The 16847-nt window shown below is 39.7% G+C and carries 6 protein-coding genes and 2 tRNA genes; 2 read left to right on the forward strand and 6 right to left on the reverse strand.

Annotated elements, in window-relative coordinates:
- Positions 1 to 138 precede the first annotated feature (138 nt).
- Entirely contained in the window at positions 139 to 612 is a 474-nt protein-coding gene (locus tag HQN83_RS23110; RefSeq protein ID WP_048908245.1) for an Lrp/AsnC ligand binding domain-containing protein, read from the reverse strand.
- A gap of 152 nt (positions 613 to 764) precedes the next feature.
- On the opposite strand from HQN83_RS23110, the gene HQN83_RS23115 reads away from it, so the two are divergent.
- Both HQN83_RS23115 and HQN83_RS23120 read left to right on the forward strand, forming a co-directional pair.
- Positions 765 to 872: transfer RNA gene (locus tag HQN83_RS23115), tRNA-Asp, on the forward strand.
- Between the two features lie 56 nt (positions 873 to 928).
- Positions 929 to 1073 (forward strand) — tRNA-Asp (locus HQN83_RS23120).
- 79 nt (positions 1074 to 1152) lie between these two features.
- Here the strand turns inward: HQN83_RS23120 and HQN83_RS23125 are convergent.
- The 5 genes from HQN83_RS23125 to HQN83_RS23145 all read right to left on the reverse strand — a co-directional run bounded on the left by HQN83_RS23125 (position 1153) and on the right by HQN83_RS23145 (position 16795).
- The gene (locus HQN83_RS23125) at positions 1153 to 2460 is read right to left on the reverse strand and encodes an amidohydrolase family protein (RefSeq protein WP_173093804.1); all 1308 of its coding nucleotides are present in this window, start codon (positions 2458 to 2460) and stop codon (positions 1153 to 1155) included.
- Complete coding sequence (locus HQN83_RS23130) at positions 2453 to 5185, reverse strand: amidohydrolase family protein (protein ID WP_173093806.1); 2733 nt, start codon at positions 5183 to 5185, stop codon at positions 2453 to 2455. The genes HQN83_RS23125 and HQN83_RS23130 overlap by 8 nt, the downstream gene beginning before the upstream one ends.
- Before the next feature lie 87 nt (positions 5186 to 5272).
- Positions 5273 to 9277, reverse strand: coding sequence for a hypothetical protein (locus HQN83_RS23135; RefSeq protein WP_173093808.1), 4005 nt, complete (start codon positions 9275 to 9277; stop codon positions 5273 to 5275).
- 34 nt (positions 9278 to 9311) lie between these two features.
- Positions 9312 to 14351, reverse strand: coding sequence for a hypothetical protein (locus HQN83_RS23140; RefSeq protein ID WP_173093810.1), 5040 nt, complete (start codon positions 14349 to 14351; stop codon positions 9312 to 9314).
- 269 nt (positions 14352 to 14620) lie between these two features.
- Complete coding sequence (locus tag HQN83_RS23145; protein WP_173093811.1) at positions 14621 to 16795, reverse strand: GH92 family glycosyl hydrolase; 2175 nt, start codon at positions 16793 to 16795, stop codon at positions 14621 to 14623.
- Positions 16796 to 16847: the final 52 nt, after the last annotated feature.

The raw sequence follows: 16847 nt of genomic DNA on the forward strand, positions 1-16847 counted from the left end.
CACTGAAGTCCAGGCTTTTGCCTAAAGTTACATTTCCCATGGCTGTTTTTATAATAAATTTACACGTTGAAATTTGCTACTTCAAACATATAAACTGAAATAAATTCAGGATGACGGGGAGGTGATCTATAAAACAAACTACAATTCAATCTGCCTTTTTATACTTTCTTCAAGAGAGATCAGCGTTTCTGTACGTTGTATGCCAGATACAGCCTGGATTTCTTCATTTAATACATGTCTAAGGTGGCTTGTGTCGCGGCAAATGATCTTAGCGAACATGCTATAGGCTCCGGTAGTGTAATGAAGCTCTACAACCTCTTTAATTTTACTTAATTGTTCCACAGCATCCTTGTACTGTATTCCTTTTTCAAGGTAGATACCAAGGAAGGCACAAATATCATAGCCCGCTTTTTGCGGATCAATGATCAGATGGGACCCTTTGATAATACCCATTTCCTGAAGTTTTTTCATGCGAACGTGAATTGTTCCGCCCGAAACGATAAGATCTTTAGCAATTTCTGTGTATGGCTTAGTGGCATCATGCATCAGTTGCTTTAAAATATCAATATCCAGGTTATCAATTTCTAAATTTTGGGTTTCTTTTTTGAGCATCGTTTTTGTATTTGGTAACAATACTCTAAGTTAATTAAAAATATCGTAATAATAAAATTAAATGTTTAAAATATTTGCAACGTATGGAGGTTGTTGTTACATTTGTATCAAGCAAGTAGCAAAAAATAGTTCTTTAAAACTTGTTTATACTCTGTAGGGTGGTGAAATTGGCAGACGCACCTCCTTGTCTCGGTGGTGGAGAATTTGGAAAACCCGTAAGGGCTAACCACTCCTTGAAGGTTCGACTCCTTCCCCTACAGCAATTAAGTAGTTAGATCAACCTAAACCTACTACTTAAGATTTGTACTTTGTTTATTGTTGGGTGGTGAAATTGGCAGACACGCCTTCTTGTCTCGGTGGTGGGGATAAATGGATAAACGCAGTTTATGGGTTGACCACAAATTAATTTTTGAACTGTAGCTAACTACCCCTTGAAGGTTCGACTCCTTCCCCAACAGCCAGTTTTTTTATGAATAATAAGTTAGTTAAAAAACGAGTGACCCCGGATAGGGCCACTCTTTTTTGTTTTATAACACTCTTTTATTTCCCTCCAATATTATATTTATCACTGAATTTTTTGTCTAGTTGCTTATGCAGGTTATCTAAATTAATGTCTCTGCCTTGAATAAACGCTTGCTCAACTTTATTGGTTTTCATATCCAGCGCATCACCGGCAGAGATAAAGAAAGTTGCATCCTTACCAATTTCAAGAGTTCCAGTGGTTTTATCAATTCCCAATACTTTGGCTGCATTTATGGTAATGGTTTGTAAAGCTTTTTCTTTATCTAAACCCCATGCGGCGATGGTGCCGGCCATAAAAGGAAGGTTTCTTAGTTGCCAGTAACCCTGCATTCCCATTACTACATCAACGCCTGCATTGGCTAATTTTCCCGCATTTTTATAAGGCATGTTTACATCGTCGTCATCAGAGTTGGGTAAGGCATGTGGTTCATTTACGATAACTGCAATGTTGTTTTCCTTTAAGAAACCGGTAATTAAATAGGCGTCATCGCCGCCAACAATAACAGGAGTGATGTTGTATTTTTTGGCAAACTTAACCGCGGCAATGATGTCTTTTTCTCCGGCTGCGGAGATAAACAAGCGCTGAGTACCATCAAATAGATGTTTCATGGCGGCAAATCTGGTGTTTATTACAGCTGGTTTATCTGTTTCTGCATAGGCCTTGGCTTCAGTAAAAAACTGATCGAGGCTGTTTAAAAGGTTTTGGGTACGTTCTTTAAGTGCCTCGGCAGAGACAAGAGGCCTGTTACCAGTGTTTCTGAATTTAGGGGTTACAGGCCAGTTTAGGTGCATAGCATCGTCTTTTTTAATAGCTGCATCTTCCCAATTCCAGGCGTCTAACTGCACTACTGATGAGCTGCCCGATATTGTACCACCCTGTGGAGTTATCTGGGCCATAAGCACACCGTTGCTTCTTATGGTTGCAGGTACCTTTGAATCGGTGTTGTAAGCAACCAAAGCCCTGATGTGTGGGTTGAAATCGCCGATCTCGTTATAATCAAGCGTAGCTTTAACAGAGCTGATTTCAATTAGACCGAGGTTGGTTACAGGGGCAATAAAGCCGGGATAAATGTGCTTTCCGTTGGCTTGGATAATTGTTGCATCGCTCATGTTTATTCGTGCCACTGTTGCATCTCCAACGCCTATGATTTTGCCTTTGTCAAAAATGAGATAGCTGGTTTCAATTACCTTTCCATTGCCTACATGTAGCTTTCCGCCCATAACAATGGTTTTTTTATCCTGAGGTTTTGCAGGCGAAATATTGGCTTGTGCAAACGCACTAACCCCAATGGCGGATATAAGTAAGGTTAAAATGTATTTATTCATGGTTATGAGTTCCTTCCATTTCATTAAGTTCAAGAGCGTAGTCTTCTAGTGTTTCGCAGTGATACAGGCGCTTTTGGTCTGCTTTAGGACGTTGGGTTTTGCCACCTTTGTCCTTACTGTCCTTCATTTTTTGAATTAATCTTGCGCGTTCGGTTTGCTGTGCTTTTCTGATTTGGCTATCGCGATCTATATCCCAGTAAGCAACACCATCTACGAAAGTCTTCTCTGCTTTTGCGTAAATGGATAGGGGATTGTCTGACCAAACTACCACATCTGCATCCTTGCCAACCTTAAGACTGCCAATCTTATCATCTATATGAAGCATTTTAGCGGGGTTTAAGGTTACAAACTTAAAGGCGTCTTCCTCTGATACCCCTCCGTATAAAACGGCTTTTCCTGCCTCTTGATTTAAGCGGCGTGCCATTTCTGCATCATCGGAGTTGAAAGCAGTGGTTATGCCAACATTATGCATGATTTTGCCATTATATGGGATTGCTTCTGCAACCTCCATTTTATAGGCCCACCAGTCGGAGAATGTAGAGGCGTTGATGCCGCGGGCTTTCATTTTGTCGGCTACTTTATAACCTTCCAGGATGTGCGTGAAAGTATTGATTTTAAAGCCTAAGCTATCCGCAACATTCATAAGCATATTAATTTCAGACTGCACATAGGAGTGACAGGTAATGAAACGCTTGTTGTCCAGAATTTCAACTATAGCATCTAACTCCAGATCTCTGCGGACAGTATTTCCCTTTTTGGCTAGTTCTGCTTTGTATTCTTTTGCGCGTGTGAACTCATCTACAAAAGTTTGCTCAACGCCCATTCTCGTAACAGGGAATCTTGCTCCTGTACCAAAATTGCTTTGTTTTACGTTTTCTCCTAGGGCGAATTTTATAAAACCATCAGCCCCTGCAAACTTTAGTTCTTCAGGTAATTTGCCCCATCTTAATTTAATTAATTGCGACTGTCCTCCGATAGGGTTTGCAGATCCATGTAAAATCTGCGAAGTGGTTACACCACCCGCAAGCTGACGGTAGATGTTTACATCTTCGGAGTTAATGATATCTGCTATCCTTACTTCTGAAGACACAGATTGTGCGCCTTCGTTAATGCCTCCAACACCGGCAATGTGCGAGTGCTCATCTACAATTCCGGGTGTTACGTGCTTGCCGGTAGCGTCAATTACTTTTGCATTTCCGGCATTTAGATTTTTGCCTATGGCTTTAATTTTACCATTTTCTAAAAGCACGTCTGCATTTTGCAGGATGCCTTCTTTTTCATTGGTCCACACGGTAGCGTTTTTCAATAAAACACTTTCCTGCTTTAAGGGTGTAGTATTACCAAAAGAGGTGAAAGGAAAGATTAATGCGCCTAGTGCTTCTTTTTTCTGTGGTTCAGGGGTTTTAGCAATGGTTTTATTGGTGGTGTCTTTTGTGGCATCTTCATCTTTTTTAAAGATTATGAAACGTTTGCCCTGCACCCAATTTTCTTCTATGATGTTTTCTTTTTTAAAGAGGCTATCAGATGTGATGATGAAATTGGCTAGTTTTCCTTTTTCAAGCGTACCTACTTTATCCGCTATTCCAATCATCCCGGCCGGGATTTCGGTAAGAGATAATAGTGCTTGTTTTTGAGTTAGCCCATTTTCAAGAGCGGTACGAATGTTAGTCCATAAGTCTTTTGGGTTTTCCAGTCCTTGGGTGGTTAGCGAAAATTTAATGCCCGCTTTTTCTAATGCAGCAGGGTTGGTAGGTGCCAGTTCCCAAGCTTTCATTTGAGCCAGTGTTATGCTTCTGTTTTCAATAGTATCTTCAACATCATAGGCTTTGATGAAATTGATAGGGATGATAAGGCTTGCCCCAGTTGCTTTAACCGCATCTATCCTTTGATATTCGTCGCCATTGGATTTTATGATGTATTGTTTGCCAAATTCTTTACCAATTTTGCTGACTCTTAGTATGTTTTGCCATCCTTCTACTTCGAAAAGTTGAGGGATGCTTTGTTGTTTGTTAAACTCTTCTAAAGAGATGTTGTACTCTCCTTTTTGTTTGCCATACCACTGTGCATCGTAATAAGTTTGGCGTAGTAAGGCTATTGCACCCATCAACGATGTTGGATAATCATTTTGTGAGGTTCCTTTGCTAAACGAATAATTTGCTGCCGATTGGGGGTTAAGTATGGTGCTGTTTTCTTTTTCATCACTTAGAGTTACTGCAACAGAGGTTCCGCGGGAAATACCATCTCGGTTAATTGCATTTACACTTCCAAATCCTGCTTTACGCAAATCATCGGCTTTTTTGCTGTCGGCAGTAAATAATGTGTTGGCTTGTGTTTCTGGCCTTATGGCTTCATTCCAACCATAGGCGCCCTTTTTTGTAGAGGTAAATATGGATTGACGTGGGCCATTAGATGCGCGTGTGGCTTCAGGTAATCCGTAAGAAGTAAAGGCATCAACGAGAGAAGGGTAGATGAATTTCCCTTTCAAATCGATAACCACATAGCCTTTGGGAATGGATGTACCTGTGCCAACAGACTGTATGGTTTGCCCTTTAACTAGCAAAGTGCCGTTTGAGATTGTTTGATTTGCGCTAACCACAATGTTAGCGTTGGTGAAAGCATAGGTGCCTTGTCTGATGTCGTAAGAGCCATTAACCGGATAAGTTTGCTGGGCAAAAAGAGACGTAGCAGAAAAAACCAGTGCCAGGCTGAGCAGAATTTTCTTCATAAATTTAGTTAAGAGCCTAAATCTATTACAAAAAAATGGGAGATCAGCTTTATAGCATGCTTTTTACGCTTTTCTATTTAATCCTTATCAACAGTCGTCACAACATATATTTGCAACGGGTACTAATGGAGATGTTCGGTAAATTCGATATGCCCCCAAGCCATCAGTTAGCGGGTTTAGTTGTGGTTCAACACTTAAAATTCTGCTTTCCTGAACTTCTCTTTTTAATCCTCTGCGCCCGACGTTAATTTGCCAGGTATTTTGCATTGGGAACATTTCTACACATAGGACACTTAAACTGCTGTTAGTTGGTAGCCCTAATTCGGATAGCCTGAACTCAATATCCTTTAGTTTTATTGTTGCTGACCCGAATATTATCCCCTCTGGTGTTCTTGATAGACTTGATTTTGTTTCTCTTTTGTATTTTGGAGGAACATAAGGCATATGGCCTGAATCGAGCAGGATATTGCGGTAGGTACTTCCGTCGGCCTGTTTCACTTGTGTGTAAAGCATATACCAGAGGCTGGTTTGTGGTGGTCGTGCAGATACATTTTTACCATTTAAAACGGCAACGGCAAAAGGAGCTGTAACAACGACCTCGCTTTGTGTTTTTTTCTTAATTGCAGTATTTATCTCGTGCAGTCCTTCTCTTTCTATGACTAGCCCGTTGCCAATCCCTGCAAATAGGTCATTTTTTCTTCTAAAAGCATTGCAATTAAGGGTTGGGGCCGGGTGCTGTACGCCATTTACTTTTAATGGGCGACCATACCTTGCTTGCGCGGTGCTCCACAGTTCTTTTTTGTGACCAACTCTTATTTCATAGGTGAAAAAGCCGAAGAGTTCATCGCTATCGGCGTGTAAACCCGGAGGCAATGGTACCATAAAATATCTTGATTTACCATTGCCGTCGTCTTCAGGGATCATTTCCTGCATAACGCCTATGCCTGCAAAATCATTGTCCATTCCCTTGATGATAATTCTAATCTTTTCATCGTTTACATTTAATGGTGGATCTGCGGGGTCATTGGTTATGATCTCTCCTGTAATGCGGCAAAGTAAGGGGTCTGGGGCATTAGCCAATACCCTTACGTAATAAGTGTCGTTGGGATCGGCAGGAGGTTCAGCCATTTCCAACCATAAAAAACGCTGCCTGATTTCTGTAGATGCATATTTTTCTTCATCAGCTATGTAAGGTGATAATGCTATTCCGGCAGAAACTAATTCGGGAACCTGATGAGGAATGATTGTAACGGGCAGGTGTATTACTTCGTTTTCAATGTCATGATCTTTAGCTGTTGCTTCGAAACCGTCTTTAAAATTAACCACAATCCTATAGCTGATCATGATCTCACTTGGGAATTCACCGTTAACTTTTTTAGGGTCAAAGGCATCCAAGAAAATAAGTTGTGAGTCTTTTCTATCTGGTTCCTGCAAGGCGTTGATACCAGCGGTTCGCGAAACATTAATAGTTCCGGCAAGTTCTTCTGCCTGGTAGCCGGCCTCAATCTCTTTTTTCCACTGACGGTAAATTGAGATACTTTCCACGGCCAGCCCATCCCATGACCAATCCCTTAAAAGGGTATAGTTAACGGCAATGATCCATTGATTATATAATTCGGCGAGAGATGAAAATGAAATAGATGAAGAATCAGGAGCCATGGAATGTCTCATTGCTTTGGAACAACCAAACTGAATCCTTTGGCCTTTCTTACCTTCAAGTGTTAGGTTTTGTGCTACTAAATCCAGTGCATCTGCTAATCTAGAAAGCTCTATTGGTGTGCTGCTGTTTATAATGTTTAAACTAAATGGACCATCATTGTCTTTTTGTTTTAGTTGATCGGCTAATTGTTCAGGTTGCAGATATATAGCCATTAAACCACTATCTATTGGTGATAAAAGCAACCGTTCATCTTTAGCGGGTTTAAATGAAGATAACCTGAGCTTTTTACCTTCCAGAATATTTTCGGCAGCATAGTTATTATCTGCAGATTTAATTATTGGCGTAAAGGTAATTCGAAGATGCCTGGATGTTGGTAGCACCAATTCATTTTTTGCACCTCTTTGATCTTGTGGTATACCATTTATAAAGTCTAGCTTATCAAAGTCTTTGTATACGATATTCAAGTCGAATAACTGATCGTATTTATTGATTTGGGAATCTAATTCGTATTCCTTTTCATACAATAAGATATAGGATTCTCTGCCGTTTTCTGAAAGGGCATTATCCATTTCTAATGACTTTACTTCAATACTTATCTTAAAGAAATCTACATCTGGATCCGGTAATCCAATATCCAATCCTTTTTTTGTTGCACCGTGTGGGAGGTCGCCAAGAACTGCTTTTAATTGATCGATCGGGTCGGTGTATTTGCCAGTATATACCACGGCAGGATAGGCAAGTAAGGGTCGTTGGATGGTAAGGACGGGGTTAGCCTCGTTTACCAGATTCTCCAAAATACTGGTGTCTTTTAGTGGGTTTTCATTGGTTCCGACATCAAGACCATCATAAATGTGTTGAATGTTCAAAATGTTTAAACTGCCGGCAGCTACATATCTTTTAAAATGAGCATCGGCAACAGGGCATTCGCCGCCATTTATCGCTTTCTCATCTGCTATTGGACCGCCACCTGAAATATCCATTAAACGGATTCTAAATTGATAGTCGTGACCATAAATTAAGGGTAGGTGATGATCCGGATCCTGAATATATGGGTGAAAAGTTTTTTTAGGAATAGTGTTAATGGTATTGTTGACTCCGGGGTTTGGTGCAACCATCTTATCCGGCGTAAGCATATTAATATCCTCAGAATCCTTATCAGCAATAGTTACTGCTTTACCAGCCCAGGCAGAAAAGTACATGGGTAACCAAAAACCCTCATTAGCAGAATCACCATGAGCTGCAGGATGTACTTCCGTGCCGGGTTCTAGTTTATCTCCAACACTAGTAATTTCTATTTCGCCATTTAAAATAGAGGTTCCTCGCTCTGCTATGATTTTATTCTGAGAGAACCAGTTTACTTGTCCTTTTTCTCTAACATCTAAACGATAGCCAAATACTCCAAGTGGGGCATCTATTTGGGTATCGGTAGTTTCCTCTTTTTGGAGCATTTGTCTGTTAAACCAAATTGCTATTTGTTCATCATCCCAGCCCAATCGGATGCCTGCATCTTTTAAAGGTGGATTTGATACATCCTTTTCTTGTAATAGATCTTGATTAACAGGTTGATTGGCATGCACTATTTTCGCAAAACCATCATCATATAGAATAGCTTCTCGCATGACCTGATCGTAGCCGGGATGCTCCACGGCAATTTCTGAAACAGGAAATTGCACAGCAGCAAATAGACCCCGAGTTGTTTTACCTTTAAGGGCAGGGATTCTGGCGGCATATTTTAATTTTGAGATATCTCGATAATCGCTTGTAGTGTCGAGATCAGCATATAGCCAACCACCATCATCAAACCACTTTTCGCCATCTGGAATTGCAAAAGATGCTTTATATATCAATCCGGCTTTCTGAGCGAGTTGTGGATTTCTTAAACAATAAGCAATTACTTTGCCCCATGATAAGGTGTCTCTGTTGCTATTTTTATCTGTAATCGTTTTCTCTTTGTTTTTAACTGCGCATTGATATTCATCGCCTGTAAGGGCATATTTGGTTTTAGCTTTAATAAAGTTAAAGGAGTTTCGATAACTTTCAGGAAGGTATTTTCTGATTGATACTCCTTTATACCTGTCAACGTCAGTTTGGGCTTTCTGATCAGGTTTATTGGTTTCTGCATCATCGATTTTCATTCCATCCATTTGCTCAAGCTGTATCTTGAGTCCTTCCCAAATAGCTCTGCTGCTTTCAATGTTGTTTTCTATTTCTGCTGCGGGTTCAAAAGTTACATTGGTTGAAAGAGGGAGTCCATCAAGGCTGTTAATTACCATTGCTTTAAAGTGTAGCTGAGCATCAGCAAAAGCAGACTGCCCCGGAACTATGGGTAGCAATGGATTTAAATTACGTGGAATGACAACGATATTAAAAACAATCCGCCCATTTTCATAGCGCTGAGGGAAAGTAAGGATACAAAGTGTAGTAGGTTCCATTTTAATAGGTTATGATGTGGTATTCTATTAATTATTATGCAATCTGGCGTGTTTCTTCCCAGGTTTCTGAAAAACTGATGTCTATTACCCAGAATATGCTGATGTCAAGAGCAAAGGTGCACATGGCAATGCAGCTAGTGGGACCCGTATTGGGTTTTTCAATTTTTCCGGCTGCTTCAATTTGGATAGTAATGGTTACAATGCCACCAAAAATCTCCGCCCTGCCTCTGAAGTAAATAAATGCGCCAACAGTGAAGACCTCTGAGTTTATGGACATATCGACTCCGACCATATACATTACAGCGACACTACCAATAACAGGTAGGCCTACTGCGAGCTCTATGCCGAACCCAAATTTGAAATATAGGGTAGGTGGGTTTTTCAGATCGGCAGCTAAGCCTACCTCAGCTCTCCCGACAGCATACACAGTAGCGGCGGCCACGGAAACGCACATTACTCTTAAGTCGGCACCGAGTTCGAGGAATGCCCCGGCAGAAGGGATAATCTGCTCTATGGTATTCGGTATTTTTATCGGTTGATTAAAATAGCATCCTATTTTAAAATAAGCATCAAGTTTAAGCGGGGTAGTTGGGGAGTTATAATTGATAGAGTCGAAAGGGAATTTTACTAATGGAATTTCTTTTGATGCTTTAAATTTATATTCCCATGAATCGGCGGCATTACTCATAGCTATTTGTAGCCCTTTTTTTATAGCTTCTACGGGTTGAGTAGGATCTAGATTATCTAGAAATTCAAGGATTTGGTATATCTTTTCTAAAGGTTCTGCGAGTTTTAGCTGAGGCGCATTTCCTGAGTCGAACCCGGCGTTAGCAGAAGCTTTTGCTTTAAAGTCGCCGCTAATGGTCATTAATGATTTGAATGAGGCAAGGTCTACAACTATACTCATGTTACTCAATTCATTTTTCCATTTGTCGCCGCCAGCAGCCGAATCTGTTACATAATCTACCACTGTACCTTTTGTTCCACCTCCCTTTGGTTCGCTTTTGTATTTAATATACATTCTGAATGCATCACCATCTTTGCCGATAATATCAAATTCAAAATGATCGGGTATAGGGAATCCGGTAATGGCTTTAGATAGTCCGCCTGGAATAATATCTGTGGCCGATTCTAATACATCTTCAATCTTTAATACATTTCCGAGATTCGGAAATGGCCCTTTGCTGTTTAAGAGTCTAAAGCTGTCGGCTAGTAGGGGAGCTTCTGTAATAAGCTTTAGAGGTGTGTTTTTGTCGTACCTTGGATCTGATAATAGTAGTTTTTGAGTTCCTGTATTCTGGACGTAGCCATACCTGCGTGGAAAGGACGTTTCATTGTTTAGCAAAGCATCAGGAAATGCGATTTGAGAAATAGTACTTTGGTTGTTTAAAGTGAAATTTCCGTTGAGTCTATCTCTTTCGCCTTTTCTAATTACAGGAACGCTCAGCTTATTAGTTACCGGTTGAACTTCTCCGCTTTGTTTATTTACTTCTACAATGCTCCAGCTGCCATCACCTGGTAGCTGAACAGAGCCTTTGGCCGCAACTACAAAAATGATGTCGGAAGGAGTGTTTTTTTGAAATGAAGAGGCTACATCGACTCTGTTGATTTTGAGTTTCTGCGAACTACCGCCTAAATCCATTGTACAGTCTGTACTGCCGCCAATGGAATTTTGGTTCTTATTCATTAGGTTATTGAAAGCCTCTTTAGAGATGGGTACTCCAGAAGGTTGTACTTGTAAATATCCCTTGAACTGTTTACCTGTTACATAGCCCTCGGTTTCTCCACTACTGATATTTTCTATTTTTATATTGGCATCAAAAGTAACTCCAACAAACTCAGCGGTGGTTTTGCTTCCGTTGCCGGTTTTATGCACAAAATCATCTTGATTATTTTTGTAATAATCACCTTCCGTTGGTGTGTAATCAAAGGAAAGATTATCACCTTCTACCTCTTTTATATTGTGAACATTAAATAATCCACTCATTAAGCCGGGATGGAACGTATAGGGGTTGTGGAAAGGGGCACTGTTCATGCTGGCATCCGCAGGAGCCTCAAATGAAAAATCAAATGTGCCATCACTTTTTGCAATCCAACCACTGTCTTCGCGGTAAATAATAGCATTGTTTCTACGGTATAGGGTAATTGTACGGATTACTGTAATTGCCCATGGGTATAAGATACTTATTACCTGAACTACTTCGTGAGAGACTCTGCCGATTAATACATCAAATTTAACTTGGGTAACATCAGCAAACATTGCTGCGGGATTTAACCAATTACTAAACATACTAGCTCCATAACCTGAAAAATCAATTTGTTCAATTGGAACTCCTGTTAGAGATATTCCTGAGGCAAATCTTTTATTAAAGATTTTGTGAACTGTTTCACCTAAAATACTTTGGCTTATTTCGTCTCCATTTTCGTCAGTTAGGTTTTTTAATTGAGCCGTAAAGCCTTTTAAAGTTGGTGGTGCTGTTGAATTAGTAGGTTTATCTGCTGATAATCTGAATTGGAGAGCTCCTTTTAGTTTTAGCTGATTATTATATAGTGAAAATCCTGGGCGTATGAAGTCCAAATGCCTGGTGTTTACCGTTGATTGATCACTGACAAAGGGTTTTATGTAAGCCAATGAGATTTTTCCGTTTGGAAGACCAAACAATACACTGCTTTGGAGCTTGTCAATAGGGCGTCTTTTCATTAATAAGGCAGGATTTATTTCATCATGGAGAGTCTCTGCACTGTCTGATTTTAGGTTGGATTTAAATCGCTCGATGTATTTAAGCGGATCGATATCAATAAACTTAGTGTCAAATTGAGAGAAGATTGTTGCAGGGCCATTATCCTTATAGCCAACTATTCCCATTGGAGGATCGGCACTTATTTCTGGTTTTGTTAGGTTTACTAATGGTTCCCATGAAATATGTGGGAGTGTAAAACCATTAAGTAGTGCCATAGGTGTTCTAAGCGCCATCTTTTCGATAGTAACTACTTGCTCTCCTGTTTGCTGAATATTTGCATACCACTCACTTGAAACAGTCATTTGGTTGAAAGACAAGGATACACCCAAAAGGTCGTAATTTGTACTCAGATCAAGCAAAGCAAACACATCCTGCCTCCGCCCCAGCATGGCTATCTCATTATTTTCTCTTGTGGCAAGGGCAAACGAATTGTCATTAAATGCGATTTGTGTATCAGGCAGAATATTGGCTTGATTGTATTGGAGTTTAAAATCAACAGTTACATCCTGAGGTATTTCTGAGGTTGAATCCCAATCGCAAATAGAGGTTACAATTCCTTTTAGGCTCCTATTGTATGCTTCTGCATTGCGATAGGTTGTCAACCGATCTCTTGTTGTATTTTTAAGTTTTGTAGTGTAAGGATGAGGGAGAGTAGGTATGAGGTCTATTAATCCATAAATGGTTGTTAATTTACCCTTGATGATAATGTTTTCTGAATTAAAAGATCCAGCAAGCATTACACCAGCTGTAGGGGTAGTTAGTAGATAAGCGTTTGACATGGCAAACTGATACTTCTGAGGAAGGCCTTTGAAGGCTGTAAATTTTTCTTTTGAAATAATGTTTTCTGAATTAATATCGCCAGCCTGTTCTTCATTTAACATATCCAGATCTAAAATTGCGACCTCGCTGAGTGTATTGGTGATGTATTTTACGTAAAGACTATCTTTTGTTGTTGGCGAAGCAGGTGTTCCGTCTGCTTTAATGGGCTTGTCAACGGCAAAGTTTGTATCTGCAAGGGCTAAAATGCCCTCTACGCCTTCTTCAAGTGCGTAGTAATGAAGTTTGCTTTTGTTTAAGAAAGAAATCGTAACTTCTGTTCTAAGCGGCTGCTGAATATTTTTTTGCCACAGTTTATAATTTTCGGTGATGACGTTGAAGTTGGCTTTATATTCATGAATGTTTATCATGCCAGGTTCCGCCAAAATTATTGGGCTGTTTAGTATGATGGGTTGATCTCTTTCTTCAATTCCTTGCCATTTACAACTCAATCCTTTTTGGCACATTACAACAAGTGCACCATTGTTTTTGATGGAGAATGGTTTATCAACGTCAAGTTCGCCTAGAGCAAGGCACCATGCAGCTGCACTTACCTTAGCCTTACCTGCAATTTTGGAGAATCCTGATTCGCAGTTTTGAACTGCAAAATCCGGGACATCTGTACGGATTGGAATAACCAATCTGTCAATTTCTTCAGCATACGTAACAGCTTTACCCGGTAGCCAAGCAAAAGCTCTTTGGTCTCCATATACTTGCCAGTTACTATTTCCTGCACTGTTAATTGTTATTTTTTTAGCAGCGTAATTCAGTGTTAATGTTTCAGGAAGATTTACTTGTGATATTCTAGCATCGAGCCCACAGCTACCTGTTCCTGTTGATTGAAAGGTATTGTCTAGGGATAGATCAAGGGTAAAGGTATTTTGAGCAGTAATTGTTATAGAATCTCCTGTGATTTGGATGCTTTTGTTAAAGGTTATTTTACCGCTTTTGATTTTAACACCAGTATATCTTGTATTGCCTGTTTTATCGGTAAAAAGATTTGCCCTTAACCATATACTGCCTTTTCCGAGCGTATATTGAGTGGAGGACCTCTGAATTAATAGTAATTTCAAAGGTATAAGCATAAAAGGTTTACTCTCGCCACTTAAAAAGACACGAATGAGCTTTTCGTATTTATAGAAATCAAACCAAAACAGTCTTCCGTCGCCAGCTTTAAAAGGGCCAAGGGTTTTTGTTGGATTTGCAGCGGCATTAGCTGAAAAATTTTTGGTAATCTGATCAGTGATCAATGGAGTTTCACGCCTTACAACTTGATACTCATTGGGGAGTCTGCTCGGTCTTGTTTTTATGAAGGTTTTTAAAAGTGTACTCTTGTTAAGATTTTCGCGGATTACATCCGGAGTTTCATTCTTAAGGAGTTTAACACTTCGAGTGTCTAAGTCTGATTTTTGGAGCATTCCAAATAGATCAGTTAAATTGGAATTGTTACTTTCTGATTGATCTGCAATATCATGTATCAACGAAAAGTATCGCTGAGGATTTCGGAAGTCTGCCATAGGGATAGCGATTATTTGATGTATAATCTAATTTAGGCATAAAAAGAGGGGCTTATTTCGGGATTTAGTGTACTGCGAGATAATGACGATTAACATACCGTTTTAGTCTTTGAACGGTTAATGTTGAATAAAGCAAGGCATGTGGCCTTACAGACACAGTGGTGTTTACCGAGAAGGAAGAAATTAAATAGAAGGGAGTAGTTGTTGAGAGGTTAAAAAGAGCTGTTTAGCTTTTGCTAATCGCTAGCAAAAGCTAAACAGAATAACCATTATTTTGTGGTAATCTCTAAGTTACCGCCGTTTTTGAATAGATCGTGGGATACAAAGTATCCTTTGTTTTCTACCCCGTTAACTTTTATGCCTGTAATTCCTCTCCCTTTTCCAGGTTTTTTGATGGTTAGTGTTTTGTTTGTGCTTGTTTTCCAAATCACTTCATCAAAAAGAGGAGCCGTTACAATGTATTCAGGGTCTGTTGCTGAAAATGTATATAAGCCTAATGAGCTTAAAACATACCATGCCGACATTTCTCCTGCATCATCCATCCCAGAAAGAGCCAATCCTTCTTTACCAATTCCGTATAGTTCATTCAGGATTTTATCGATTATTTTCTGTGATTTTTCTGGTTTGCCTATAAAGTGATACGCAAAAGGAGCCTCATGGTCAGGTTGATTGCCATGGCAGTACTGACCGATCATGGTTTCTACGTTGCGGGCTATGTATTTTGGATTCCAAGGAACGGTAAATAATGAATCAAGCTTTGATTCAAACCCCGCCGGTCCGCCATATAACGCAATTAATCCCGGCATATCATGTGGTGCAAAGAAAGATACCTGCCATGCATTTGCTTCTCTGTACATGTATTCATAGTAAGGGTACTGAGGGTTGAAGTTTTTAATCCAATCACCATTTGACAATCTGCCTCGCATGAATCTTGTAGAAGGATCAAACATGTTTTTGTAGTTTTGTGATCTGGCCATTAAGATTCTGTAGTTGGTCGTGTCTCCCAGTTTTTTAGCCATTTGAGCGAGAGAATAATCATCGTATGAGTATTCTAAAGTTTTAGAAACGCCTGCATTGGCTTTGGTTTCTACATGTGGATTGGCAATATCAGGATCAGAGATATAGCCCTTTTGTATATACTCCTCAAGGTGAGGTCTTGCACCTGGAGATACGTTTGCATTTCTTAAAAGCAGCTTGTAAGTGCCTTCAACATCGAAATTGTCAATACCTCTTAGGTATGCTCCAACAATTGATGAAGCTCCATGATCTCCATGGAAAAAGGTAGGGATAAAACCGGTTTTATCGCCAACATCTTTCATTGATTTGATGACATCAAGTGCAACTTTAGGAGAAATCAGGCCTAAAAGAACATCTTTATTACGGTAGGTATCCCATAGAGAAGGCTCCGTATAGTAATTGAAATCAGCTTTTGTTACGTTTCTTTTTGCGTCTGTATATTCTCCATTTACGTCACTACGTAATGCGGGCCAAAGCAATGACCTGTATAGAGAAGAATAAAGCATTTGTTTTTGCTTTTCTGTACCGCCTTTTACCTGTATAGCTGATAATATTGTTTCCCACGTTTGGGTTGCTTCACTACGTATTTGATTAAACGATTTAGCTCCAATTTCCTTTTCAAGGTTTTCTTTGGCATTTTCAACACTTACAAAGGACAATCCTATTTTAAGTTCAACAGGTTCTTTTCCGCCATCATAGAGGTGAACCATTGCAAAACCTTTTTTGGATCCTTCTTCCTGTTTTTCTAATTTCTCAATATTAGTGTTCAGTTTGGCGTAAAAATAAATTACCTCACCAACATTTTGAAAACCTTGTAGGTCGGTGTTTCCTACTTGTTCAATTTTCCAGTTTCCTACTCTGTTGTTCGCTTTGGCAAGATCAAATAGGATTTTTCGACCTGTTTTGTTTGTATACTCATATTTATGGTATCCACATCTTAAGGTGGAAGTAAGACTCACATTAACATTATAGTCATCCAGGTAAACCTGATAAAATCCTGGGGCTGAACTTTCTTTTTTATGAGAGAAGTGAGAACCGAATTTGGCTTCCTGACCTGGAGTAGTTGCTGTTCCTGAAACAGGCAAAATTGGGATGTTACAAAGATTCCAGTGGCCTTTGTTGGTATGGGTAAACCCATAAATCATATTGTCTTCGTATTCATAACCGGCCCCCGATCCGTATTCTGTAATAGGGCTAAGTTGTACCATGGCATTTGGCATAGAACTGCCAGGAAATGTAAGTCCTGCCCATGACCTCCAGCCTTGAGGTAAGTTGTAACCAAGGATTGCAGAGTCGGTAAGTGGTGCGGTACCGATAAAGGTGTTTACATACTTGGTGTAATTTGTCTTTTTCTGGCCTTTACTAACATTATAAGATGCAAGTAGGACGACCAGGATTAAACTTAGGTTCTTAATTCTGATTCTCATTTTAGTTTAGCATTTGTGTTGTTTATCAAATATATAAATTTCGAAAGGATTA

The sequence above is a fragment of the Pedobacter foliorum genome, assembly GCF_013266735.1.
Classification (GTDB): domain Bacteria; phylum Bacteroidota; class Bacteroidia; order Sphingobacteriales; family Sphingobacteriaceae; genus Pedobacter; species Pedobacter foliorum.